General features: G+C 63.0%; 19 protein-coding genes and 2 tRNA genes. 13 read left to right on the top strand and 8 right to left on the bottom strand.

Annotated features, from left to right (window positions below):
• The first annotated feature begins 170 nt into the window (after positions 1-170).
• From JKL48_RS02435 to JKL48_RS02420, 4 genes are all read left to right on the top strand, one after another.
• Complete coding sequence (locus JKL48_RS02435; protein ID WP_201978136.1) at positions 171-1,022, top strand: (Fe-S)-binding protein; 852 nt, start codon at positions 171-173, stop codon at positions 1,020-1,022.
• Positions 1,023-1,247: 225 nt separating this feature from the next.
• Positions 1,248-1,760, top strand: a complete 513-nt coding sequence (locus JKL48_RS02430; RefSeq protein ID WP_201978022.1) for a hypothetical protein — start codon at positions 1,248-1,250, stop codon at positions 1,758-1,760.
• Between the two features lie 96 nt (positions 1,761-1,856).
• Entirely contained in the window at positions 1,857-3,779 is a 1,923-nt protein-coding gene (locus JKL48_RS02425; RefSeq protein ID WP_201978020.1) for an OmpA family protein, read from the top strand.
• 172 nt (positions 3,780-3,951) lie between these two features.
• On the top strand, positions 3,952-4,968 hold the full coding sequence (locus JKL48_RS02420; protein WP_201978018.1) for a DUF4476 domain-containing protein: 1,017 nt from the start codon (positions 3,952-3,954) through the stop codon (positions 4,966-4,968).
• A gap of 215 nt (positions 4,969-5,183) precedes the next feature.
• Here the strand turns inward: JKL48_RS02420 and JKL48_RS02415 are convergent, their stop codons facing one another.
• A complete protein-coding gene (locus JKL48_RS02415) occupies positions 5,184-5,654 on the bottom strand; it encodes a DUF4293 family protein (RefSeq protein WP_201978016.1) in 471 nt (156 codons plus the stop codon).
• 91 nt (positions 5,655-5,745) lie between these two features.
• Between JKL48_RS02415 and JKL48_RS02410 the strand changes: the two genes are divergently transcribed.
• Complete coding sequence (locus tag JKL48_RS02410) at positions 5,746-6,951, top strand: thiolase family protein (protein WP_201978014.1); 1,206 nt, start codon at positions 5,746-5,748, stop codon at positions 6,949-6,951.
• A 236-nt stretch (positions 6,952-7,187) separates the two neighbouring features.
• Here JKL48_RS02410 and JKL48_RS02405 read toward each other — a convergent pair whose 3' ends face one another.
• Complete coding sequence (locus tag JKL48_RS02405) at positions 7,188-7,361, bottom strand: hypothetical protein (RefSeq protein ID WP_201978012.1); 174 nt, start codon at positions 7,359-7,361, stop codon at positions 7,188-7,190.
• Positions 7,362-7,757: 396 nt separating this feature from the next.
• Here JKL48_RS02405 and JKL48_RS02400 point away from each other — a divergent pair, with 396 nt between their 5' ends.
• The 4 genes from JKL48_RS02400 to JKL48_RS02385 all read left to right on the top strand — a co-directional run bounded on the left by JKL48_RS02400 (position 7,758) and on the right by JKL48_RS02385 (position 16,629).
• Positions 7,758-9,437 (top strand): IPT/TIG domain-containing protein, encoded by a 1,680-nt coding sequence (locus JKL48_RS02400; RefSeq protein ID WP_201978010.1) that lies wholly within the window; start codon positions 7,758-7,760, stop codon positions 9,435-9,437.
• Positions 9,438-9,477: 40 nt separating this feature from the next.
• Positions 9,478-10,230, top strand: a complete 753-nt coding sequence (truA, locus tag JKL48_RS02395) for a tRNA pseudouridine(38-40) synthase TruA (protein WP_201978008.1) — start codon at positions 9,478-9,480, stop codon at positions 10,228-10,230.
• A 96-nt stretch (positions 10,231-10,326) separates the two neighbouring features.
• Positions 10,327-14,766: a DUF7948 domain-containing protein gene (locus JKL48_RS02390; RefSeq protein WP_201978006.1), complete on the top strand. Its 4,440-nt coding sequence runs from the start codon at positions 10,327-10,329 to the stop codon at positions 14,764-14,766.
• A 72-nt stretch (positions 14,767-14,838) separates the two neighbouring features.
• A complete protein-coding gene (locus JKL48_RS02385; RefSeq protein ID WP_201978005.1) occupies positions 14,839-16,629 on the top strand; it encodes an ABC transporter ATP-binding protein in 1,791 nt (596 codons plus the stop codon).
• Positions 16,630-16,646: 17 nt separating this feature from the next.
• On the opposite strand, the gene JKL48_RS02380 is transcribed toward JKL48_RS02385, so the two are convergent.
• Positions 16,647-17,354 (bottom strand): hypothetical protein, encoded by a 708-nt coding sequence (locus JKL48_RS02380; protein ID WP_201978004.1) that lies wholly within the window; start codon positions 17,352-17,354, stop codon positions 16,647-16,649.
• Between the two features lie 96 nt (positions 17,355-17,450).
• Here JKL48_RS02380 and JKL48_RS02375 point away from each other — a divergent pair, with 96 nt between their 5' ends.
• Positions 17,451-17,969, top strand: a complete 519-nt coding sequence (locus JKL48_RS02375) for a hypothetical protein (RefSeq protein ID WP_201978003.1) — start codon at positions 17,451-17,453, stop codon at positions 17,967-17,969.
• A gap of 111 nt (positions 17,970-18,080) precedes the next feature.
• On the opposite strand, the gene JKL48_RS02370 is transcribed toward JKL48_RS02375, so the two are convergent.
• Complete coding sequence (locus JKL48_RS02370; protein ID WP_201978002.1) at positions 18,081-18,785, bottom strand: hypothetical protein; 705 nt, start codon at positions 18,783-18,785, stop codon at positions 18,081-18,083.
• A 398-nt stretch (positions 18,786-19,183) separates the two neighbouring features.
• Between JKL48_RS02370 and JKL48_RS02365 the strand changes: the two genes are divergently transcribed.
• Together JKL48_RS02365 and JKL48_RS02360 are read left to right on the top strand one after the other, a co-directional pair.
• The gene (locus JKL48_RS02365; protein WP_317191884.1) at positions 19,184-20,233 is read left to right on the top strand and encodes an alcohol dehydrogenase catalytic domain-containing protein; all 1,050 of its coding nucleotides are present in this window, start codon (positions 19,184-19,186) and stop codon (positions 20,231-20,233) included.
• Positions 20,234-20,244: 11 nt separating this feature from the next.
• The gene (locus tag JKL48_RS02360) at positions 20,245-20,778 is read left to right on the top strand and encodes a hypothetical protein (protein ID WP_201978001.1); all 534 of its coding nucleotides are present in this window, start codon (positions 20,245-20,247) and stop codon (positions 20,776-20,778) included.
• Positions 20,779-20,854: 76 nt separating this feature from the next.
• On the opposite strand, the gene JKL48_RS02355 is transcribed toward JKL48_RS02360, so the two are convergent.
• Together JKL48_RS02355 and JKL48_RS02350 are read right to left on the bottom strand one after the other, a co-directional pair.
• A tRNA-Pro gene (locus JKL48_RS02355) sits at positions 20,855-20,928 on the bottom strand.
• Positions 20,929-21,033: 105 nt separating this feature from the next.
• Positions 21,034-21,107, bottom strand: a tRNA-Pro gene (locus JKL48_RS02350).
• 250 nt (positions 21,108-21,357) lie between these two features.
• On the opposite strand from JKL48_RS02350, the gene JKL48_RS02345 reads away from it, so the two are divergent.
• Positions 21,358-21,711, top strand: coding sequence for a T9SS type A sorting domain-containing protein (locus tag JKL48_RS02345; protein ID WP_201978000.1), 354 nt, complete (start codon positions 21,358-21,360; stop codon positions 21,709-21,711).
• Positions 21,712-21,796: 85 nt separating this feature from the next.
• Here JKL48_RS02345 and JKL48_RS02340 read toward each other — a convergent pair whose 3' ends face one another.
• On the bottom strand, positions 21,797-22,189 hold the full coding sequence (locus JKL48_RS02340) for a VOC family protein (protein ID WP_201977999.1): 393 nt from the start codon (positions 22,187-22,189) through the stop codon (positions 21,797-21,799).
• Positions 22,190-22,282: 93 nt separating this feature from the next.
• The gene (locus tag JKL48_RS02335; RefSeq protein ID WP_201977997.1) at positions 22,283-24,067 is read right to left on the bottom strand and encodes an ABC transporter ATP-binding protein; all 1,785 of its coding nucleotides are present in this window, start codon (positions 24,065-24,067) and stop codon (positions 22,283-22,285) included.
• Positions 24,068-24,187 lie beyond the last annotated feature (120 nt).

The following is a 24,187-nucleotide window of genomic DNA, read 5'->3' as shown; positions in this document are numbered from 1 at the left end:
GGTCATGCTGAGCGAAGCCGAAGCATCTCTACCGCGCCAGTAATTCAATGCAAAAAGATAGTTACGCGGTAGAGATGCTTCGGCTTCGCTCAGCATGACGTTCTTCTTTCCCAGTATTCCCGATTATGACTCCTGAAGCTCCCGCTAAAAAGCAAATTACCGTTCCCGTTATGGCCGATTTGGCGGCCCGCAACGAGTCGCCCGAAATCCTGTTTTGGGTGGGCTGCGCCGGTGCATTCGACGACCGGTACAAGCGCGTGACCCGCGCCTTCGTACGCATTCTCGACCATGTGGGCACCAAGTACGCCGTGCTGGGCCTGGAAGAAAGCTGCACCGGCGACCCCGCCAAGCGCGCCGGCAACGAGTTCCTGTTCCAGATGCAGGCCATGACGAACATCACGACGCTGAACGGCTACGGCATCAAAAAAATCGTGACGGCCTGCCCGCACTGCTTCAACACCATTAAGAATGAGTATCCGGCGCTGGGCGGTGATTACGAAGTCATTCACCACAGCACCTACCTGCAGCAGCTCATCAACGAGGGCAAGGTGGGCGTGACCGGGGGCGAAAGCTTCAAGGGCCGCCGCATCACCTTCCACGACAGCTGCTACCTGGGCCGTGCCAACAACATCTACGAAGCCCCGCGCGAGGTGCTGGCCGCCCTCGACGCCGACTTGGTTGAGATGAAGCGCAGCCGCGCCAACGGCCTGTGCTGCGGCGCGGGCGGCGCCCAGATGTGGAAAGAGCCCGAGCCCGGCAAAAAGGACATCAACATCGAGCGCACCGAGGAAGCCCTGGCCACCCTCAGCGGTAAAGCCGATGCGCTGGCCAACCTCGGCGGCGTGGAAACCGAAACCGCTGCGCCCGGCGCCCACGATTTGCAGGGCAGCATCATTGCCGTAGGCTGCCCCTTTTGCATGACCATGATGAGCGACGGCGTGAAAAACAAGGAGCAGGAAGCCAACGTGCAGGTGTTCGACCTAGCCGAGCTGGTGGCGTCGGCCGAAGGAATCAACGCTTAATATCTGACCCGGAGGAAGGCGTAGCCAACCACAGATTACTCGGATGGGTCGGTTTTTGTGGCCGACCTTGCGCCGCCGTTTTGCCCCTGGTAGAGCGGCGGCGCAATTTTTATGCAGCATTTTTGTTAAGCATTTGCCAAAAAGCGCCGCTTTGCCGAAAGGCCCACGCGGGCGCCCACAAAATCCGACCCATCCGCTTCATCCGACCAATCCGCGGTTCAGACCATGTACGTTGCTTTTGACCAATTGCCCCCCGAGGCCCGGGTTTGGGTTTACCAAGCCAGCCGCCTGCTCACGGGACCCGAAGTAGTAACGGTGCTGCCCAGCCTGGCGCACTTCGCCGAAGAATGGACCAGCCATGGCCGCAGCCTGCACGCCTCCGCCGAATTTCTGCACCAGCATTTTTTGGTTATTGGGCTCGACGAGGGCGTGGCCGGCGCCAGCGGTTGCTCCATCGACGCCTCGGTGCGCTTTGTGGCGCAGCTCGAACAACGGCTGGGCGTGGAGCTGCTGGATAAATCGCGGCTGGCGTTTTTGGAGAACGGGCAGGTGCAGCTGCTGAAACGCAGCGAAGTGAAAGCCGCCATTATAGCCGGAACCGTAGGACCGGACACTTTTTATTTCGACAATACGGTAGCCACTAAGGGCGAATTGGATAGCCAATGGCCCCGGCCGGCCGGCCAAACCTGGCTGGCCCGCTACTTCGCGCAGGAAGAAAAAAACCAGCCGCTTGCGTGAATGCTACTTAAACGTAGTATTATTGCTAACCCAAAAACGCCTAATCGGGACCCTTACCCGATTCCTCTCTTTCCTACACCACCCCCAATTTCACCTATGAGGAAACTATTATTCGTCTGCACTGCGGCTGGCTCTGTCGCGCTATTAAGCGGCTGCGCCACCTCGGGCAGCGTAAGCAAGGGCGACAAGCAGTTCGCCCGCGGCCAGTACGAGCTGGCAATTCCCTTGTATCAAGCCGATGTGGCCAAGGGTAGAAATGCCGCCATCTCCAACTTCCGCATCGGCGAGGCCTACCGCCTTTCCAACCGCGTGGAACTGGCCGAACCCTTCTACAAAGCTGCTTTGGACGGTGGGGTGAAAAACGCCGACGCCGGCTTCCGCTACGCCGAAGCCCTGAAAGCCAACGGCAAATACGACGAAGCCGCTACGCAGTTTGCGAGCTACGCTACCAACGGTGGCAACCGCACCCTGGCCGCCCGTGCCGATACCGAAAGCAAAAATGCCGCGGCCAGCAAAGAGGTGTCCGGCATGAAAAACAAGTACGACGTGATGCCCGTCGACGCCCTCAACTCGGCTGGGTCCGACTTTGGCGGCACCACCATGGGCACCGGCGGTGACTTTGTCTTTACCTCCAACCGCGAAGGCAAGAAATACCTCGGCAACGGCGAGAACTTCAACGACCTCTACGCCATCAAGTTCGACAACGCCGCGACCATGACCGGTGGCACGGTGCGCAAGCTCGAAGGCCCCTTCAACACCGAAAACAAGCACGAAGCCAGCGCCACCTACACCCCCGACGGCAAGACGATGGTGTTTGCGCGCTCGAACGACGGCAGCAAAAAAGGCTTCTTGAGCGTCGACCTCTGGATTTCCTACAACAAGGGCGGCGTGTGGAGCGAGCCGGTGCTGGCCAACATCAACGACCGCACGGCCGATGACTTTGCTCCGGTATTTGCGCCCGATGGCACTACGCTGTACTTCGCGTCGAGCCGCAAAGGCGGCCAGGGCGGCAACGACCTGTACAAAGCGACGCTCGGCCCGAACGGCCGCTTCTCGCCCGCTGAGAATCTGGGCGAAAGCATCAACACGGCCGGCAACGACAACTTCCCCGGCGTGGCCCCCGATGGCACGCTGTACTTCTCTTCGGACGGACGCCCCGGCCTGGGCAAGCTCGACTTGTTTATGGTGAAAGCCGGCAAGCCGGTGAACCTGGGAGCCGACGTAAACAGCACCGCTGACGACTTCGCGCCCATTCCGATGGCCGACAACACGGGCATGTTCAGCTCGAACCGCGCCGGTGGCAAAGGTTCGGACGACGAGTACATGTTCAAGAAGAAGCCCTTCAAGCTGGTTACCTTCTACGCCGACGGTACCGTACTGGAACGCGACAGCAAAGCCGGTACCACCACGCCGGTAGCCGGCGCACTGGTCACCTTCACCGGCCCGAACGGCCAGCCCCAAACCGCCACCAGCGACGCCTCGGGCAAATTCAGCCTGAAGCTGGACTCGGTGAGCACCTACACGTTGCGCGCGGAGCGCCCTGGCGACTTTACCGCCCGTGGCTCGGTGAGCACCGTGGGCCGCAAGCCCAGCCAGGACCAGTTGCCCAACCTGACGAATGACATCCAGATTCCGGTAAGCCTGACGCTGGAGAAAATTATTCTGGCTAAGGCCATCGAAGTCAAAGACATTTTCTACGACTACAACAAGTATAACATCCGGCCGGATGCTGCCATCCGCCTCGACACGCTGGTGCAGACCTTGGTGGATAACCCCAAAATCTCCATCGAGCTAAGCTCGCACACCGACTCGCGCGGCAAGGACGCATACAACCTGAAGCTGTCGCAGCAGCGGGCTGAGGCGGCCGTGGCTTACATCGTGAGCAAGGGCGTTGCCAAGAGCCGCATCACGGCAAAAGGCTACGGCGAAACCCGTCCGGTGGTGCCCAATGCCAAGACCGAGGCGGAATACCAGCGCAACCGTCGCACCGAATTCAAGGTGACGAAGGTGGCGAAGTAACTTGCCTTTTTAGCTTCTCTGAAAAGCCTCCGCAGCCTTGGTTGCGGAGGCTTTTTTGTGGGTTCTGGCAGCCGGATTGACTTGGATGCCAAGCTGGCGAAAACGTGGCATACCTTTTGAAATTAGCTGAATAGCTGCCGGATTTACCGGTGGCTGTTTCTCCCTCAGCGCCATGAAAAAGGCCTTACTTCTTGCCCTGGCCGGTTTGTTTTCGGCCGTAGCGCCCGCCTTGGCGTATCCGCCGGTGCCGGCCAACGTGAACTTCACCTCGGAGCGCGGCGTGCCCTTCGGGCTCGTGCTCGATGGGCAACCGATGACGCGCGGCCTGACCCGGCAGGTGCACATGGAACAGCTCATGCCCGGCCAGCACTGGGCCGATTTCACGCTGCCGGCCGCTTATGGCCGGGCCGTGCGCTTCCGCAGCCGCGTGTGGCTGGAGCCCGGTCTGGAAACCACGTTTGTGCTGGTGAGCCGGCCCGGCTGGCCCATTAGCCTGCAACAAGCCGGCGCCGTGTCTCTGTATGGCCCCGGCCGGGGCTATGGCCAGGGCTACTACAACGGCGGCCCGCGCTACAACAGCCCCGTGCCCTACGGCCAGGGCGGCTACGATGCCAATGCCCCCTACGGTGGCGGCTACGACCCCAACTATAATGCCGCCCCCAGTCCTCCGGCTCCCAATGGTGGCTACAACGGCAACGGCGGCTATAATAATGGTGGCTATGGCAATAATCCCGCCGGCCCCAATGGCACTTACGGCACGCCCCCCAATAGCCCCAATGGTACCTACGGTACGAATCCGAACGGCCCCAGCGGCAACTACCCGCCTAACCCGAATACGGCCAACACTCCTAATGGCGGCGGCTACTACCCGAACCCGGCCGCCAGCAATTACCGCGCCCTCGCCCCGCAAGACCTGAATGCCCTGGTGCAAACCGTGCAGCAGCGCATTTCCGAAGTCAGCAAGTTGAACGCGGCCAAGGATGGCCTAAACCAGCGCAGCCTGCGCGCCGATGACCTGAGCCGCCTGTTGCGGACCCTGAGCTCGGAATCCTGCCGCATTGAGCTGGCCAAGTTTGCCTACACCCACGTCAGCGACCCGGAGAACTTTAATCGGGTGTACGACGCGTTCGAAACCGAAGATGGCGCCCGTGCCGTGGAGCAAGCCGTGAACGACGGCAGCCTGCGCTAACATCTTTTTGACCACTGACGGCGCTTAATACGTCATGCTATAGCTCGTCATGCAGAGCGCAGCGAAGCATCTCGCGTGGGGGAGTAATCAATAATTAGTGGTGGCACGCGAGATGCTTCGCTGCGCTCAGCATGACTGGTTGATTTTCAAACCTATTCAACAAAAAAGGCCGCTGTAGCAACTACAGCGGCCTTTTTTGTTGTCAGAAAACGCTGCTAGCGGAGGCGGTCCATGCTGCGCACCAGCTGCTCGTCGCGGCGGATGAAGCGGTTGGCCAGCAGGTTGAGGAGCAGGGCCAGGGTGGGCAGGTAAAAGCCGGGCAGGTGTTCGCCTTCGAGCTTGATGTTGAGCAGCTGCTCGCCTTTGCTGGAAAAGTAGAACATGGCGCCCAGCGTGGCCACGATGAGCAGCAGGTTGAGGGAGCCCAGCAGCAGTTGCTTGGCGCGGCTGCGGAACTGGAAGATTTCGAACGCGGCCACGGCAGCCGAGGCCGCTGCCAGCACGCCGATAAGCCACACCGGGCCCGGTGCCGGCAATTGCAGGCCTTTGGCTTCGAAACCGAAGGCCGTCAGGGTCAGTTCCTGGTGGGTGAGGCCGTCGACTTTGTGCCACAGCGGCAGGGCCAACACGCTGAGCATGGCCAGGGCCAGCAACAGTAAAAACACGCTTTGAATTCTTTGTATCATCTTTGTTGTAGTGAAGAACAGGTCCGGGCCGGTGCCGGGGCCACAAATTTAGTCTCATCCGGCGCTTGCGCCGCCATTGATTTCTTACCTGATGCCAACTGCTTATATCGTGGACGCGGTGCGTACCCCGATTGGAAAATTTGCAGGCGCTCTGAGCAGCGTCCGTCCCGATGATTTGGCCGCCCACGTGCTCCGCGAGCTGATGCGCCGCAATCCATCCGTTGATAAAAATGCCATTGAGGACGTCATCATCGGCGCCGCCAACCAGGCCGGCGAAGACAACCGCAACGTGGCGCGCATGGCGGCGCTGCTGGCCGGCCTGCCCATCACGGTGCCAGGCAACACCGTGAACCGCCTCTGTGCCTCGGGCCTGCAAAGCATCATGGACGCGGCCCGCGCCATTAAGTGCGGCGAGGGTGATGTGTTTCTGGCCGGCGGGGCCGAAAGCATGACCCGCGCGCCCTTCGTGATGGCCAAGTCGGAGTCGGCCTTCGGGCGCGAGCTCACGGCCCACGATACCACGCTGGGCTGGCGCTTCATCAACCCGCGCCTGAGCAAGCTGCACTACCCCTACGCCATGGGCCAGACGGCCGAGAACGTGGCCAAGCAATTTGGCGTGACCCGCGAGGAGCAGGACTTTTTCGCCTTCGAAAGCCAGCGCAAGTACGCGCGGGCGCTGGAGAAAGGCCGGTTCCGCAAGGAAATTGTGCCGGTATTTATTCCGCAGCCCAAGGGCGACACGGCCCTATTTGACGCCGACGAGCAGCCCCGCTTCTCTTCCCTTGAAAAGCTAGCGACCCTGAAGCCCGCCTTCCAGCCCGAAGGCGGCACCGTGACGGCCGGCAACTCGGCCGGCATCAACGACGGCGCGGCGGCCGTGCTGATGGTGAACGACGACGCCCTGCAGCGCTACAACCTCAAGCCGCTGGCGCGGGTCGTGGCCTCGGCCGTGGTGGGCGTCGACCCCTCGGTGATGGGACTGGGTCCGATTCCGGCCACCCGCAAGGTGCTGGAGCGCGCCGGCCTCACCCTCGACGAAATCGATTTGATTGAGCTCAACGAGGCCTTCGCGGCCCAGAGCATTGCCTGCGTGCGCGAGCTGGGCCTGGACATGGCCAAGGTGAACGTGAACGGCGGCAGCATTGCCATGGGCCACCCGCTGGGCAGCTCCGGTGCCCGCATCACGGCCACACTGCTGCACGAGATGCACCGCCGGGGCGAAGGCATGCGCTACGGCCTAGCCGTGATGTGCGTGGGCGTGGGCCAGGGCGCGGCGGTGATTTACGAGAAGCTGTAGGCTTGTTCTGACGGGCAATACTGGCCCGGTTAAGTTTAGAGTAGAACGTCCTGCTGAGCTTGTCGAAGCATCTCTACCGCGCAACTAGCGCGGTGTCGGGGTTGGTGTACCGTAGCGCGAACGTTGTCGTTCGCGTCCCCGCGCCGCGAGCTCGTTCTGGCACGCGAACGGCAAAGTTCGCGCTACTGACCGCACGGACACTGACTTCGAAACGGCTGTAATCCTGATGGTTGGGATTACTGCTGCGGTAGAGATGCTTCGACTGCGCTCAGCAGGACGTTCTTTTTTGTTCCTTTTTGATACCGTTCCTTGACTTCGGCCTTCTCCTTCGCCGCCGCGGGAGCTTGCAGCAGGCCTACTCGGAAATAGACGGCGCAGCGCGCCTCGTCGTGCGGGAAATAAGCGGCCACCGGTTCGTATCGTCGATGAGGTGGGCGTTGAGGGCGTGACTGTTTGGGGCGGCCTTTTGCTGGTCCGGCAGGAATACCGGAAGGTTTCGGAAAACGTTTTGCCGGTGCGAGTACCCGACGGCAGCAGGCAGCCCTTCGTCACTGCCGAATGCCCGAATGTTACAGGCAGTGCTTCGTCGTTATGGAGGGAGCGGCTGCGGTCGTCGGAGGCCGGTTCGAGGGCCGCGATGGGCAGCCAAGCCCCTGCTACCGCCCGCCTATTTTTTCACAAAAACAGCTCAGAATAATACTAATGTTGTTATAGGTTACTGTATTGCCACGGCATACCTTTAGCCTCATTTACGACTCTCTTATCGGGCGCGTCGATTCTATCTCCATTTCATCTTTTCCTTCTGCATGAGAAAACTCTTCTCTTTTCCGGCCAGCCGGAAGCTTTCCGGCTACGGCCGACGCCTGGCCCTGTTGCTACTCTCGGCCTTGGCCTTGCTGCGCCCGTTGGGGGCCAGCGCCCAGTACATCGTCTTTACCCTGGCTGGGGGAGGGAGTGCTAACGGTACCACGGTCGGAACCACCGACGGGACGGGCACTGCCGCCTTGTTCAGTAGCCCGGCCGGCGTGGCCTTAGACGCGGCCGGCAACGTGTACGTGGCCGACTACGCCAACAACAAAATTCGGAAGGTGACGGCGGCCGGGGTGGTGACCACGCTGGCCGGCGGGGGCGCCACTGGCGCCACGTCCGGCTCTGCCGATGGGACGGGCACCGCCGCCTTGTTCAACAGGCCATATGGTGTGGCCGTGGACGCGACCGGCACCGTGTACGTGGCCGAATACGGCGGCAACAAAATTCGGAAGGTGACGGCGGCCGGGGTGACGACGACGCTGGCCGGCGGGGGCGCCACTGGCACCACGTCCGGCTCTGCTGACGGGACAGGCACTGCTGCCTTGTTCAACGGTCCAGATGGCGTGGCCTTGGACGCAGTCGGCAACGTCTACGTGGCCGATTTAGCCAACAACAAAATTCGTAAGGTGACGGCGGCCGGGGTGGTGACCACGCTGGTCGGCGGGGGCGCCACTGGCACCACGCCCGGCGCCACGGACGGGACGGGCACTGCTGCCTTGTTCAGCGGCCCAAGCGGCGTGGCCGTGGACGCGGCCGGTAACGTCTACGTGGCCGACCGCGGCAACAACAAGATTCGCAAGGTGACGGCGGGCGGGGTAGTAACCACGCTGGCCGGCGGGGGCACTTCGGGCCTCACGCCGGGCGCCACGGACGGGACGGGCACTGCCGCCTTATTTAACTTTCCGAGCAGCGTGGCTGTGGACGCGGCCGGCAACGTGTACGTGGCCGACGGCAACAACAATAAGACTCGGAAGGTGACGGCGGGTGGGGTAGTAACCACGCTGGCCGGCGGGGGCGCCACTGGCACCACGTCCGGCTTTATGGACGGGACGGGCACTGCCGCCTTGTTTAACTTTCCGAGCGGTGTGGCCGTGGACGTGGCCGGCAACGTGTACGTGGGCGATTTCCGCAACAATAAGATTCGCGAGGTCACGGCGGCCGTTGCCATCCCTGCCCCCACCCTCACCAGCCTGAACCCGACCAGCGGGCCAGTGGGCACCAGCGTGACGCTGACGGGCACCAACCTGAGCAGCGCCACCAGCGTGCGCTTCAACGGCACGGCGGCCACCGTCTTCGCCGTGGTGAATGCAACCACCGTGACGGCCTTCGTGCCCGTTGGCGCCACCACCGGCCCGGCCACCATCACCACGGCCGGGGGCACCACGGGCGGCATCACCTTCACCGTGACCACACCCAGCGCCACCGCCCGCTCCACCGCGGCCGACTTTTCCTTGTTCCCCAACCCGGCCCACGAGGCCTTCACCGTGACGCTGCCCGCTGGCACTCTGCCCACCCAGGCCGAGTTGCTGAATGCCTTGGGCCAGGTAGTGCGCCGCCCAGCCGTGAGTGGCGCTAGTTTTCAGGTTGAAACCAGTGGGCTAGCGCCGGGCGTGTACACCCTGCGCCTGCAAGTGGCCGGGGCGGCCACGCTGGCCAAGCGCGTGGTGGTGGAGTAGCACGGGTCACAAAGTCCGCGCTGCGGTACTTTTGCGCTTCATGCGCTACTTCTTTCACCTTGCCTACGACGGCACGCGCTACCACGGATGGCAGGTGCAGCCCCACACCCTCACCGTGCAGGCCGAAGTGGACCGCTGCCTCTCGCAGGTGCTGCGTCAGCCCATCCACTCGCTGGGCAGCGGGCGCACCGATACGGGCGTGCACGCCAGCCACCAGGTAGCCCATTTTGAGGCCGAGCTGCCCGAAGCCCTTACGCTGGAGCAGCTCCTCTACCGCCTGCGCCGTGCCCTACCTACCGACATTGGCGCCCTGCGCCTGCACCCGGTGGCCGACGCCGACCACGCCCGCTTCTCGGCCGAGGAGCGCACCTACGAATATTTCGTGGTGACCCAGCCCGACCCGTTTCGGCGCGACCATGCCCTGTACGTGGACCGGCCGCTGGACGTGGCGGCTATGAACGAGGCCGCCGGCTACCTGGTGGGGCAGTTCGACTTCACTTCTTTTTCGAAGGTGAAGGGTGGCGAGAATCACTACGTGTGCTACTGCTACGAAGCCGGCTGGCACGCCGCGCCGGGCGGCTGGGTGTTCCGCATCCGGGCCAACCGCTTTGTGCGGGGCATGGTGCGGCTGGTGGTGGGCACCCTGCTCGACGTGGGCCGGGGCAAGATGACGGCACGTGAGTTTCAGGCGCTGCTGTGGGCCCAGCGGCGCGTCGATGCCGGCGGCGCGGCCCCGGCGCGGGGCCTGTTTCTCAGTAAAGTGACGTATGGACCGGGCATAGTACCGGAATAGCCGATTTCGGCAGTAGCTTGCGGGAGTGTGGTTGAAGCAAGGCACTGTTTTTGTGCGCTTCGGCGAAACCATATTTCCTTTTCTACTATCCGGCTTATGCGTTCAACGTCTACCTTGTTGTGCCTGCTGTTGGGGTTGTTTTCCCGGCCCGGATGGGCCCAAGAATCGGCCCGCGCCATCGAATTTATTGAAAACCACGGGCAGTGGGATGCCCACGCCCGCTACGCCGCCCAGGTGGCGCCAGGGGCGCGGCTATTCGTGGAGAAAACCGGCCTGACTTACGCCCTCTCCACCGGCCTGCCGGCGCACGGGGCGGCCCCAGCCTCTGCCATGCCCAATGGGCAGGTAAAAGCTCACGGGCTGCGCATCACCTTTGAGCAGCCCAACGCCTTAGTCCGGCTCGGGGCCGAAACCGAAGTAGTCGGCCAACGCCATTACCTGCGCGGCGCCCCTGCTACCTGGGCCGCCGGGGTGCGGGCCTGGCGCCAGCTGCACTACCAGCAGCTGTGGGCGGGCATCGATTTGGTGCTGAAGGAGAGCCCGGCGCAGCAATTTGAATACGATTTACTGCTGGCGGCCGGTGCCAACCCTGCCCAGGCCCGCCTGCGCTACCAAGGCGCCGATGGCCTGACCCTCGACCCGGCCACGGGCAACCTGCTGGTCAAAACCTCCATTGGCACCTTCACCGAATACCAGCCCCGCGCCTGGCAAACCAACCCGGCCAATGGGCAAACCCGGCCGGTGGCCTGTGCCTTCGAGCTGCGCAACGACGTGGTGAGCTTCCGGCTGGGCACCTACGACCACCGCCGGCCGCTGGTGATTGACCCGGCCGTGCAATTCGCCACCTACACTGGCTCGACGGTAGAAAACTGGGGCTTCGCTGCCACCCACGACGCGGCCGGCAACCTCTACACGGCCGGCGTGGTGTTTAACCAGGGCTACCCGACCACCACCGGCGCCTACCAGACGAGCTTCAACGGCAGCATCGACATTGCCATTATGAAGTTTCTGACCGCGAACACCGGCGCGGGGGCACGGGCCTGGGCCACTTACCTGGGCGGCAACAACCTGGAATTTCCGCACAGCCTGCTGGTGAACGGGCGCGGCGAGCTGCTGCTGCTCGGCACTACTTCTTCGACCGACTACCCTACCACGACCACGGCGCTCAGCCACACCTTTCGGGGCGGGCCGGCCGTGGCCCCGCTCGGCGTCAACTACCCCCTCACCAACGGTTCCGACCTGGTGCTGACCCGGCTGAGCACCAGCGGCGGCGGCCTGCGGGCCAGTACCTACCTCGGCGGCACCGGCAACGATGGCCTGCTCGACGCCAACGCCCCGGCCCCGCGCTTACGCCACAACTACGGCGACGCTTTCCGGGGCGACCTGGCCCTCGACCCGCAGGGCAATGTGTACGTGACCAGTACCACGGGCTCGACCGATTTTCCGGGCGTGGCGGCCGGGGCCTACCACGGCGGCCTCACCGATGGGCTGGTGATGAGCCTGGACTCCAGCTTCAGCCAGGTGCGCTGGGCAACCCTGCTCGGCGGGAGCAGTGCCGATGCTGCTTACTCCTTGCAGCGCGAAGACACCGGCGGGCTGCTGGTGGCGGGTGGCACTACCAGCCCCAACCTGGCCGGCGCCACCGGCGGCTATCGCGCCACCCTGGCCGGCGACGTGGACGGCTTCGTGGCCCGCGTGACGGCGGCCGGGGCGCTTACGCAGGCTACTTACCTGGGCACCGGCGCCTACGACCAGGCATTTTTTGTGCGGTCGGCGCCCGGCGGGTTGCTGGTGCTGGGCCAAACCCTGGGCGCAGCCTGGCCCGGCGTCGACACCACGCGATTCTATCACCGGCGCGGGCAGCAGTTTATTCAGCAACTGGCGCCCGACCTGCGCACGGCGGGCTACGCCGCCGTGTTCGGGAGCGGGCGGGCCACGGCCGATATTTCGCCCACGGCCTTTGGCGTGGACTGCTACGGGCGCATTGCGCTGGCCGGCTGGGGCGGCGGCCAGGACCCCAACCAGGGTTCTACCCTCAACCTACCCACCACGGCCAACGCCCTGCAACCCGGCACCGACGGGCAGGATTTCTACCTGATGCAGCTATCGGACGGCGCCCGCGTGCTGGACTACGCCACCTTTTTCGGCTCCTCGGCCGACGACCACGTCGACGGCGGCATGTCGCGCTTCGATTCGCAGCTGGTGCTCTACCAGGCCGTGTGCGCCTGCGACCAGAGCGGCGGCCGGAGCATTCCCATTCCGGCCGGGGCCTACACCTACGCCGCCCACAACGCGGCGCCGCCCATCAACACGGTGCCGGGCTGCAACAACGCGGCCTTCAAATTCTCCTTTCAAGTCAGCAGCTCGCCCACGGCAGTCACCGATACGCTCTCGGTGTGCGCGCGGGCGCAGCCCATACGCCTGGGGGGCTCGCCGGCCGGCGGCACCTGGACCGGGCTGGGCGTGACGGGCTCCGTGGCCACGGGGTTTTCGTTTGTCCCCGACACGGCCCAGCTAGGCCTCCACATTCTCACGTACGTGAGCCCCCCGGCGGCCAATGGCTGCGCGGGCACCAGCACGCGGCGCATCACGGTGCTGCCGCAGGGCACGGCGCGCCTCACGGCCACGCAGCGCATTTTCTGCATTCAGGTGGGCGTGCCGCAGGCCAAAATACCGCTCACGGGCTTGCCCGCCGGGGGCCGGTTTAGCGGGCAGGGCGTGGCGCCGGGCACTTCCGTGTTCGACCCCGTGCTGGCCGGCCCCGGCAGCCACTACGTGCTGTACGAGGTGGCGGGCGGCCGCTGCCCGGCGGTGGCCTCGCTGCTGATGACGGTGAAAAACATACCCAAGCCCGAAGCTGGCCCGCCCCGGCAGGTGTGCGCCAACGACCCGGATATGGCGCTGGGCGGCACGCCGGCGGGCGGCATCTGGACCGGGCCGGGCGTGTCGGGGGGCATTGGCACGTTTGTGTTTACGCCCAGCGTGGCCCTGATTGGCGGGCCGCATTTGCTGATATACAGTTTTCAGGGCGATGCCGACTGCCCGCCCGTGAGCGACACCCTGCGCGTGACCGTCCTGCCGGCCGGCGGCACGGCCACCGTGCCGCCCGACACCGCTTTCTGCCTTTCCAACCAAGTGTTTCGGCTGCGCGGGGGCCAGCCGGCGGGCGGCACCTGGAGCGGGCCGGGCGTGACGGGCACGATGGCCACGGGCTTCATCTTCACGTCGACGCCCTTGCTGACGGGCACGCAAAACCTGACTTATACCGCCCCGTCCCTCAACTCGCCGCAGTGCCCCGGCCGCGCCAGCCGCCGGGTGGACGTGAACACCGGCGGCTACGCCCAACTCACGGTGGCCGACACGGTGATGTGCGCCGTGGCCGGGCCCCAGCGCCTGGAAGCCGCGCCTTCGGGCGGCATCTGGACCGGGCCCGGCGTGACGGGCTCGGTGGCGGCGGGCTTCGTGTTCACACCCTCGGCCGCACTGGCCGGCGTGCAGGTGCTATCCTACACCGGCCCTACCCCCACCAATGCTACGCAATGCCCCACGGCGGGCACCCTGCGGCTGCGGGTGTTGCCCATGCCCAACGTGCTGCTGCAACCCATCACGCCCATCAACTTCTGCCTGGCGTCGCCGCCGCACGGGGTGGTGCTGTTGGCGGTGCCGGCGGGGGGCGTCTTCAGCGGGCCGGGGGTGGTGGGCAACCGCTTTAACCCCGCCGACGTGGGGCCGGGCCGCTACACGGTGAGCTATACCTGGAATTTCCCCAACATCAACTGCCCGGTGGTATCGTCCCAGACGGTAGTGGTGAGCCTGGTGCCCACCGGCCACCTGCCCGCCGATACCGTGCTCTGCGGCAGCCAGGCGCCTTTTATGCTCCGCGCCACGCCCACCGGTGGCACCTGGAGCGGGCCCAACGTGACGGCCGCCGGCACCTTTACGCCTCCAGCCGCGCCGGGCACCACCGAGCTGCACTACGAGCTGCCGGGCGCCTGCGCTACCCTCACTTATCACGTCACGGTGCCGGCGCAGGGCAGCATCACGGCGCACTGGACGGTGCCCGGCTGCCCCGACAACACTTACGCGCCCCGCCGCCTGCGTTTCGAAGCGACGGGGAGCGCAGCGGCCCACGTGCAGTGGGACTTTGGCGATGGCAGCGCCCCGGCCACCGGCGCCGTGGTGGAGCATGCCTACCTGGCGGCCGGGCGTTACCAGCCATTGGCGGCGGTGCTCAACGCCCCGAATGGCAGCTGCTCGAATCAGTTCACGCTGCTGCCCGTGCAGGTGCAGGCCACCCGCCTGCCCAACATTTTCACGCCCAACGGCGACGGGCAAAACGACACGTTTGCGCCGGAGCTGGGCGGCTGTCCGGGCCGGCTGCAAGTGTTTTCGCGCTGGGGCCAAAAGGTGTTCGACACGCCCGAATACCACAACGACTGGAACGGCGCGGGCCTGCCGGCCGGCCTCTACTACTTCCTGCTGGGCCGGGCCGAGGGAGACACGCGGGTGAAGGGCTGGGTGGAAATTGTGCGATAAGGCTGGCAAAGAACTAGCACTGGCCAACTACTTGCGCCCGGCCGCTGTTTCCTCCCGACCTTTGCCTTACTTATGGACCCCACCACTTCCGCCACCAAAACCGGCCAGGTATTCGACTGGGCCGTGCTGCGCCGCCTGCTGAGTTACGTGCGCCCCTACCAACGCGTCTTCATCGGCCTGATTGTGCTCACCGTGGCCACGGCCGTGCTGGGCACGCTGCGGCCCTTTCTCATCCAGCGCATGGTCGATGTCAGCATCGAGCAGGGCGACATGAAGGGGCTGAACTTTATGTTTCTGCTGCTGCTGGTGCTGCTGGTGGCCCACGCCGGCGTGAGCTATTTGCAGACCTACTACGGCGGCTGGCTGGGCCAGTACATCGTGCGCGACATCCGCACCGACCTCTACCGCCACCTGCTCAGCCTCAAGCTCAAGTTCTTCGACCAGACGCCCATCGGCGTGCTCGTGACGCGCAATATTTCCGATGTGGAAACCTTGTCCGACGTGTTCAGCGAGGGCCTGGCGGCCATGGTGGGCGACATTCTGCAGCTGCTCTTCATCATGGCCTTTATGTTCTGGATTGACTGGCGGCTGACGCTGGTGAGCTTGTCCGTGATTCCGCCGCTGCTGTTCAGCACCTACGTGTTCAAGGAAAAAATCAAGGGTTCGTTTCAGGACGTGCGCACGGCCGTGGCCAAGCTCAACAGCTTCGTGCAGGAGCACCTCACGGGCATGAACGTGGTTCAGATTTTCAACAACGAGGAGCGCGAATTCCGCAAGTTTGAGAAGATAAACCAGGAGCACACCGAGGCCAACATTCGCTCGGTGCTCTACTATAGCATCTACTTCCCGGTGGCCGAGGTGCTGGGCGCCATCGGCGTGGGCCTGCTGGTGTGGTACGCGGCGCAGGGCCAGATTGAGGGCTCTATTTCTAAAGGCGCGCTCATTGCCTTCATCATGTACAACGCCCTCTTCTTCCGCCCCATCCGCCAGATTGCCGACCGGTTCAACACCCTGCAGCTGGGCCTGGTGAGTACCGAGCGCCTGCTTAAGCTGCTGGATAATCAGGACTTGGTAGCCACCACCGGCACCTTCGCGCCGGCCGAAATCCGGGGCGATGTGGAGTTCAAACACGTCAAGTTTGCCTACAACGAGCCCGATTGGGTGCTCAAGGACATCAGCTTCCACGTGAAGCCGGGCCAAACCATCGCCTTCGTAGGCGCCACCGGCGCCGGCAAAACCAGCATCATCAACCTGCTGAGCCGCTTCTACGACATCCAGGAAGGCAGCATCTGCATCGACGGGCGCGACCTGCGCGAGTACGACCTCAGCCTGCTCCGCCGCCAGATTGGCGTGGTGCTGCAAGACGTTTTCCTCTTCGCCGGCAGCATCCGCGACAACATCACGCTGGGCAACCCCGCCATCACCGACCAGCAAATCTGGGAAGCGGCCGACCTGGTGGGCGCCCGCCGCTTCATCGAGCGCCTGCCTCAGGGCCTCGACTACCCCGTGATGGAGCGCGGCGCCACCCTTTCGGTGGGCCAGCGGCAACTCATCAGCTTCGTGCGCGCCATGGTGTACCAGCCCCGCGTCATCGTGCTCGACGAAGCCACGTCGTCGGTCGATTCCGAAACCGAAGAATTGATTCAGCAAGCCATCGAAAAGCTGATGCAGGGCCGCACCTCGCTCGTCATCGCCCACCGCCTGAGCACCATCCAGAAAGCCGATAAAATCATCGTCCTCGATAAGGGCGAAATCAAGGAAACCGGCACCCACGAGGAGCTGCTGCGCATCGAGGGCGGCTACTACGCCCAGCTCTACCGCATGCAGTACATTGTGGCCGATGCTTCGCCGAATGGGGAATAGCCGGTTGGTTCATCGCGTCATAGCGCCTTTCCAAACTGGTAGCTTACGCCTGTGCTCAGGGCCGGGGCAAAGGGCGAGATGTCGTTTTTGATGCCGTTGTTTGAAAGATACGAGCCGACCAAGGCCAGCAGCACCGAGAACGTCACGCGGGCGTCGGCGGTCAGTTTCAGGTGGGGCGTGAGGGCATACGCGCCGCCCAGCCCGCCGAGGAACAGGCAGTCGCTGTAGGAGTTGGCCGAGCTGGAATTCGATTGCTGGCCCGTCCGGGCGTTGGTATAAGTGCTTTCCTCGCGGTAGGTCGCCGTCAGAGGCATGAGTCCTATTTCAAAATCGGCCTGCCAGCGCCCCAGGTCAGGCACCGCCAGATGGGCGCGCGTGAGTATCGGCAGGGCCCAGGAAGTCGCGCTGCGCTGCCTGACGCTGGTGCCATAACTATCGGCGAAGGTGGTAGTGCGCCGCGGCATTGTCCGCAACAAAAGTCCCACTTCAAAGCTGCCCCGCTGCTTGATGCGGTAGGCGACGGTAGGCATGACGGGCCAGGGCCGCACCGATTCGGTGCTGTACTCGTTGGCCGCCTCGGTAAAGGCAAAGCGCGGGTAGAAGGCCAACTGAGTGCCCACCGTCCAGCGGCGTGCCGGCCATTGGGCCGCCACGCCAGTTGTTTGGGCCGCTCCCTGGTGCCCCAACAGCACCAAGAGTACCAGCAGTATGGGGTAGTGCTTCATGAGCACGCGAGTAAATTTGTAGCTTGGTAGATAGACGGGCCGACCGGTTTCGGTTTTCGCGCTGCTCTGCTGCAATATAAACCGTTTCCTCGTACTGTGCGCTACTTCTTTCTTGCCATTATCCTGCTTACGCTCGTTGCCGCGGGCACCTACGTGTACCTGGGCGGCACCCGCGAGCCCAAAGTGGCCCTCGAAACCACGGCCACACCGCTGTATCTGGCCGGGCAGTATTTCCACGGCTCGGTGCGCAGCGATGCATTCGGGCAGCTTTTTCGCCAGGCCAAAGACGCCCAGGCCCGCCTGCACGGCGACCTAGCCAACCTTTTTCTCAACGACCCCGAAACGGCCCACGACACCGTGCGGGCCTTCATCGGCCTGGCTGTGGCCGACACCACCCGGCCGCTCCCGGCCGGCTTCCGCTACCGCGCCGTACCGGCCGGGCAGCGCATCGTAGTGGCTCGCCTCAACCATGTGAGCTACCTGCTGGCCCCCAACAAGCTATACCCCGCCGCCCTTGAGGCCGTGAAAACCCAAAGACTCACGCAGCGCGGCAATTTTTATCTGGAACGCTTTGGGGCCGATGATGCCTCTGAAGTGTGGGTGGGTGTAAAGTAACCGCACCAGCCAGCGGCCCGCACCGCCAAATTTTCAGGCGCACACAAAAGCCCCTGGCCGACCTGGCCAGGGGCTTTTGTGTGCAGGAGCCGTGTTACTGCTACACCGGCCTTAGCGGCCAAAGTAGTATGTGCCGCCAAACTGCAGTTGGCTGAAGCCGAAGTTGGCGCCGAACGTGCTGACGGTGTTTTCGTAGCTCGACGGCCGCGTGGGGTTGTTGGCGTATTCAGGCGGGTCGAAGCTGAGGTGCGAGAAGCCCAGCGAACCAACGGATGCGCTGATGCCCAGCTTCGGAATAGGAAAGAATACCACGCCGGGGGTCAGGTCGGCATAATAGCCGTTGCCCGTGTAGCTGACGGCCACCGGAGTGCCGCCGACACCATTGTCGTAGCTGTTGTTTTTGGTATGCTGGTAGCCAGCCCCCAGTGTGCCCACCAAGCCAAACTGCTCACCAAACATCTTGTAGTATTGCCCGAAAGGCCCCACGCGCGTGGGGGCTTTCGGCCACAAGTCGGGCAAGTTGATGGGCGGCGGCGATGACGACGACGTGTTTTTGTAGACGGGGCTGCCCGCGGTGTAGGCCACGCTCAGCCCCAGAGCCAGGTTATCGGCCACGAAGTAGCCGCCCGAAAGCGCCAGATTGAACCGGCTGGTCGTGCTTTCGCTGGAGTAGCTGTAGCTGCCGCCACTGCCCGGCCGGTTATAGGTGCTGCTCGGCTTGTTGGCGGTGCGGCTGTAGCCAATGTTGCCGCCCAATGACACGGTATCGGCCGCAATGGTTTGTCCCTGTGCTGCTTGCACGCTGGCGAGCCCCAACGCCAGAAGTTCAATTTTTTCATGTGAAAAAGGCAGAAAACGGGTGAAGCCGCAAAGGCAGCAGCGCTTTTTCTCAGTAGCCAGACCGTTTTACACCGTCGGTATTAAGACGGAGGCGTCCGTACGTATCGCCCGAACCAGTACTCAAATCCATGGCCTTGTGCCACCAAACAGAAACCCTGCCTGCCCCAGGCAGTACAGCCAACCGGTTCTGCCACGCTTTGAATGAGGGATTGGTCTTCAGGCAAAGCCAGCCATCCACATCCTTTCCACACTTAATCTTTCCTGCTATGTTAGCAATGGATTTCAGGGGCCCCAAGAGGGTCCGCGCCGTCCAAAAGCCCATGCCCACCATCTTGCATCCCGAGGATGCCATTGTGAAGGTGCTGCGCACGTGAATCTGCGGGTCCGACCTGCACCTCTACAACGGGAACGTCCCCGATACCCGCGTCGGCATGACGTTTGGGCACGAATTCGTGGGAGAAATTGTGGACATTGGTTCTGAAGTAACCAATGTGCAAGTGGGCGACCGGGTGCTGGTGCCCTTCAACATTGCCTGCGGGCGCTGCATTTTCTGCAAGCAGGGCATGTTCGGCAACTGCCACGAATCCAACTCCGAAGCAACCGCCGTGGGCGGCTTCCTGGGCTATGCACACACCGGGGGCGGCCACAACGGCGGCCAGGCCGAGTACGCGCGGGTGCCCTACGCCAACTTCGGCCCCACGGTCATTCCGGCAGGCATGAGCCTCGACGACGCTGTGCTACTTACCGACATCACCCCAACCGGCTATCAGGCCGCCGAAATGGCCGGCATTCAGCCCGGCGACACGGTGGTGGTGTTTGGCGCGGGCCCGGTGGGCATCATGGCGGCGCGTTGCTGCTGGCTGTTTGGCGCGGGCCGCGTCATCATCATCGACAAAGAAGATTACCGGCTGGAATTCGCCCAGAATTTCGCCAAGTGCGAAGCCTACAACTTCGAAAGCGACATGGACGACCCGGTGATGTTCATCAAAAAGCAAACCGACTGGATTGGGGCCGACGCCTGCATCGACGCCGTAGGGGCCGAAGCCGCCGGCAACGCCATGCAAACCATCACGGGGCGCAAATTGCTGCTACAGGCCGGCTCGGCCACGGCGCTGCACTGGGCCATCAACTCGGTGCGCAAAGGCGGCGTGGTGTCCATCGTGGGCGTGTACAGTCCCACCGACAACATGGTGCCCATCGGCAACGTGCTGAACAAAGGCCTCACCATCCGGGCCAACCAGGCCTCGGTGAAGCGCCACCTGCCCCGCCTGATTGACCACGTCATGAACGGCATCCTCAAGCCCAGCGAGCTGATTACGCACCGCATTCTGCTGGAAGACGTGGCCGACGGCTACCGCATTTCCTCGGCCAAGCTCGACAACTGCATCAAGCCGGTCCTCATCCCCCCCACTGCTAACGCCTAATGCCGCCCATCATGAAAAAGACCGCAGAAGACTTCGCCCACATCCCCGGCTGGGGCATCGACGCCGACCCCGAAAACGAACCCACCTACCCCAACCGCCACCGCACCGGCGAGGAGCACGATGGCCGCTCCTGGGTGCGCCCCACCCAGCAGGTGCTCGACCGGGAGGTGCTGCACTCCATTGAGCGGCCCGACTACACGGCCGTGGTCGGCAACTCGGTGCCGCCCTCCGGCCTGAGCGGCATGATTCGGCGCTTTGCCTTCAAGCACAGCGAAAACGAGTACCTGCACTGGCTGCCCCTGCTCATGGCCGACAAGGTGAACGTGGTGGAAGGCATCATCGACGACATTGCCCACGGCACGGTGCCCAACATCTGGGCCGAAAAGGGTTACAATGCCCAGTGGAAGCACGACCGTAGTGGCATGCTGGTCAAAATGGCCACCTTCGCCGCCGTGGTAGGCGGGGGCATCTTCCTGCTCACCCGCAAAGGCGATAAGCCGCAACGGCGCGAGTTGGGCAAGCGCTACGCTTCGGCTAGCCGGTAGCATCGGTAAGCTCTGCCTATAACGAAAAAGGCCCGCCGAACTCTCGTTCAGCGGGCCTTTTCAGTTTGTTTTCGAGTCGGGGTGGCAGGATTCGAACCTACGGCCTCGTCGTCCCGAACGACGCGCGCTACCGGGCTGCGCTACACCCCGAAATCAGGCCGATGGGGCGACCCGTTTTCTAATTCCAATTGAGCGGCCGAAAAAAGCCTCCGAACCCGGAAGTTCGGAGGCTTTCTGAGCGCGGCTGCTCTTCCGTCGGAGTGGCAGGATTCGAACCTACGACCTCCAGCACCCCATGCTGGCGCGATACCAGGCTACGCTACACCCCGATTGGTAATTGGAGCGACAAAGGTAAGGCTTTTTCTGCGGCTAGTGCAAGCCGGCGTCGAATAAAGTTTTGCCGCGCGGCCTGATTTTTTGTCTCTGGCCCAACCCCACAACAATAACGGCCCCGAATTTGCGTAACTTTAATCTGTGCGATTTAACTTGAATCTAATTCGGATGCCAACTATGAAAAAGCTATTACTATTGTTGACCTGCGGCCTTTCGCCGGCATTTTCTTTCGCTCAAAGTACCATTTTGCCAACCGGGACCACCGCGCCGCCTACCACGGCCGTTGCTCCCGCCACCACCGGCACACCGGAAAACGCTCCCCTCATTGCCCCGGCTCCGGAAACCCCGGCAGCCAACCCCAACGCCATCAAGGTGAAGGCCGAATCGGTAGCAGGGCGCCTCACGGTGAAGACGGATAACCCGGGCCCCACCCGCGTTGAAGTCTCCGACGTAGGCGGCCGTCCGGTGCTCACCTACACCATGCTGAACGGCCAGATACCGGCCACGCTCAACGTGAGCCAGTTTCCGGCCGGGGCTTACATCGTGCGCTGCACGGCCTACGAGAAAACGGGCATGCGCCGCGTCATGATTGGGCAATAGCTCAACCGGCAGTTTTTTTACAGGCGACGGCCGCTATGCTGAGCATAGCGGCCGTTGCTTTTTTCTCTCCTCGAGAATTCTACACCTACTCAACCGGCTGCAGCAAGTCCCATTTGTTGCCATACAAGTCCTCAAATACGGCCACGTGGCCGTACACTTCGCTGCGCGGCTCCTCCAGAAAGCGCAGTCCTCGTTCTTTTAGCACCGGATAGTCGCGCCAGAAATCGTCGGTGTGCAGGAACAGCCAGACCCGGCCGGCTCCCTGCTGGCCAATGCCGCGCTTTTCCTGTTCGGTTTTGGCCTCGGCCAGCAGCAGGCCACAGCCGGCCGGGCCGGGCGGCGTAACAACTACCCACCGCTTGCCGTCGCCCATGTCCAGGTCAGAATCCAGACGGAAGCCCAGCACGTTGGTGTAGAAGGCAACGGCGGCGTCGTAATTGCGAACGAGCAGCGTGACGTGGGCGAGGCGTTGGGTCATAGGAAACTGTAGCCTGGACTCTGTGAGTCCGGGTATGAATGAGTGGATTTCATCCGGCGCGGGCGGACGCGGACTCGCAGAGTCCGCGCTACATCACGCCTCTTCGGTTTGCAGTTGCCGCTCATACAGTGCCCGGTACAACCCATTCGTTTCCGCCATCAGCGCGTCGTGGGTGCCGTGCTGCACAATCACCCCATCGTCCAGCACCAGGATTTCATCGGCCAGTTTCACCGAGCTTACCCGGTGCGAGATAATGAGGCTGGTGCGGGCGGCCATGATGCGCTGAAGGCTGCCGAGGATGGCATTTTCCGTCTTGGTATCGACGGCGGAAAGCGAGTCGTCCAGAATCAGAATTTTGGGCTCTTTCACCAAGGCGCGGGCCATGCTCACGCGCTGCTTCTGGCCGCCGGAGAGGGTGATGCCGCGCTCGCCTACTTTGGTATCAAAGCCATCGGGGAAGGCCAGAATGTTTTCGTACACGTCAGCATCTTTGGCAGCCTGCAGCATCCGGGCCTCGTCGGGTTCATCGAGTCCGAAGTTGATGTTGTTGCGGATGGTATCGGAGAACAGGAACACGTCCTGCGGCACGTAGCCAATCTGGCCGCGCAGGGCCCGCAGGGAGTAGTCGCGCACGTCCACGTCATCTACTTTGATGTCGCCGGCCGTCACGTCGTAGAGGCGGCAGAGCAGGGCAGCCACCGTGCTTTTTCCCGAGCCGGTGTTGCCGATGACGGCCAGCGTCTGCCCCGGCCGCACGCGGAAGCTCACGTTTTTCAGGGCCTGAATGCCGGTGTCGGGGTAGGTGAAGGAGACGTTCTCGAACACAATGTCGCCGACCAGCTCGCGCTGCACATTCTGGCGGGAGACGATATCGGTTTTCTGGTCCAGAAACTCGTTGATGCGGGCCTGCGAAGCCTCGGCCCGCTGCACCAGCGAGGACGTCCAGCCCAGCGCCGTAACGGGCCAGGTGAGCAGGTTCACGTAAATCAAAAACTCGGCAATGGTGCCCGTGGTGATGGTGCCGCGGATAACTTCCTGGCCGCCAACCCACACCGTAATGAGCGTACTGAGGCCAATGAGGAATAGAATGAGCGGAAAGAACAGGGAATTCACGAAGTTCAGACTCAGCGACTTCTCTTTGTACTCGTTGCTGGCGGCCGAGAACTGGGCGTGCGAGTCGGCTTCGCGCACGAAGGATTTCAGCACCCGGATACCCGAAAAAGCCTCCTGTACAAAGGTGGTCATACCCGACAGCGCCCGCTGGATTTCATCGGACTTCCGCTCAATCAAGTTGTTGACGTAGAAGATACTGACCGACAGAATGGGCAGCGGCAGCAGCGTATAAATGGTCAGTTTCACGTTCACCAGGAGCATGAGCGGCACGATGAGCAGGAACAGCAGCACCAACTGCAGGAAGTACATAATGGCCGGCCCGAGGTACATCCGGACCCGGCTCACGTCTTCCGAAATGCGCGACATGAGGTCGCCGGTGCTGTGGCGGCGGTAGAAGCTGAGCGGCAGCGACTGGTAGTGCTGGTAAATCTGGTTTTTCTGGTCGTTTTCGATGTCGCGCGACATCACGATGAGCGTCTGGCGCATGAAAAACAGGAAGATGCCGCGCAGCAGCGCCAGCCCAATGATGAGCACGCCGTAGAACAGCACGTTGCGCCCAAACAGCTGGTACACCCCGCTCTGGGCCTGCGTGCCGGCGTAGAGGTGGTAGAGGTCGATGCCCTCGTTCACCAAATCGAAGGCGTAGCGCACCAGCTGGGCCGGAAAAATGGCCAGCAACGTGCTCAGCGCCACGAACAGCACCCCGGCGAGGAAATGCCACTTGTAGCGGAAGATGAAGGGGTTAACGGCGGAGAGGGCGCGCACGGGCAAGGGGGAAGAAGGGCCGGTTCGGGAAAATAGCGGTACTTTTGCGGCTTGAAACGCTGAGCCAATGGTTAATCGGAACGTCATGCTGAGCCTGCCGAAGCATCTCTATCGCAGTAG

The sequence above is a fragment of the Hymenobacter rubidus genome, assembly GCF_016734815.1.
In the GTDB taxonomy this organism is placed as follows: Bacteria; Bacteroidota; Bacteroidia; order Cytophagales; family Hymenobacteraceae; genus Hymenobacter; species Hymenobacter rubidus.
This window is presented reverse-complemented; position numbering and strand designations above follow the sequence as displayed.

Coding starts and splice junctions, on each gene's coding strand:
- JKL48_RS02435 (WP_201978136.1), top strand. CDS start 171: ATGGCCGATTTGGCGGCCCGCAACGAGTCGCCCGAAATCCTGTTTTGG.
- JKL48_RS02430 (WP_201978022.1), top strand. CDS start 1,248: ATGTACGTTGCTTTTGACCAATTGCCCCCCGAGGCCCGGGTTTGGGTT.
- JKL48_RS02425 (WP_201978020.1), top strand. CDS start 1,857: ATGAGGAAACTATTATTCGTCTGCACTGCGGCTGGCTCTGTCGCGCTA.
- JKL48_RS02420 (WP_201978018.1), top strand. CDS start 3,952: ATGAAAAAGGCCTTACTTCTTGCCCTGGCCGGTTTGTTTTCGGCCGTA.
- JKL48_RS02415 (WP_201978016.1), bottom strand. CDS start 5,654: ATGATACAAAGAATTCAAAGCGTGTTTTTACTGTTGCTGGCCCTGGCC.
- JKL48_RS02410 (WP_201978014.1), top strand. CDS start 5,746: ATGCCAACTGCTTATATCGTGGACGCGGTGCGTACCCCGATTGGAAAA.
- JKL48_RS02400 (WP_201978010.1), top strand. CDS start 7,758: ATGAGAAAACTCTTCTCTTTTCCGGCCAGCCGGAAGCTTTCCGGCTAC.
- truA (WP_201978008.1), top strand. CDS start 9,478: ATGCGCTACTTCTTTCACCTTGCCTACGACGGCACGCGCTACCACGGA.
- JKL48_RS02390 (WP_201978006.1), top strand. CDS start 10,327: ATGCGTTCAACGTCTACCTTGTTGTGCCTGCTGTTGGGGTTGTTTTCC.
- JKL48_RS02385 (WP_201978005.1), top strand. CDS start 14,839: ATGGACCCCACCACTTCCGCCACCAAAACCGGCCAGGTATTCGACTGG.
- JKL48_RS02380 (WP_201978004.1), bottom strand. CDS start 17,354: ATGAAGCACTACCCCATACTGCTGGTACTCTTGGTGCTGTTGGGGCAC.
- JKL48_RS02360 (WP_201978001.1), top strand. CDS start 20,245: ATGAAAAAGACCGCAGAAGACTTCGCCCACATCCCCGGCTGGGGCATC.
- JKL48_RS02340 (WP_201977999.1), bottom strand. CDS start 22,189: ATGACCCAACGCCTCGCCCACGTCACGCTGCTCGTTCGCAATTACGAC.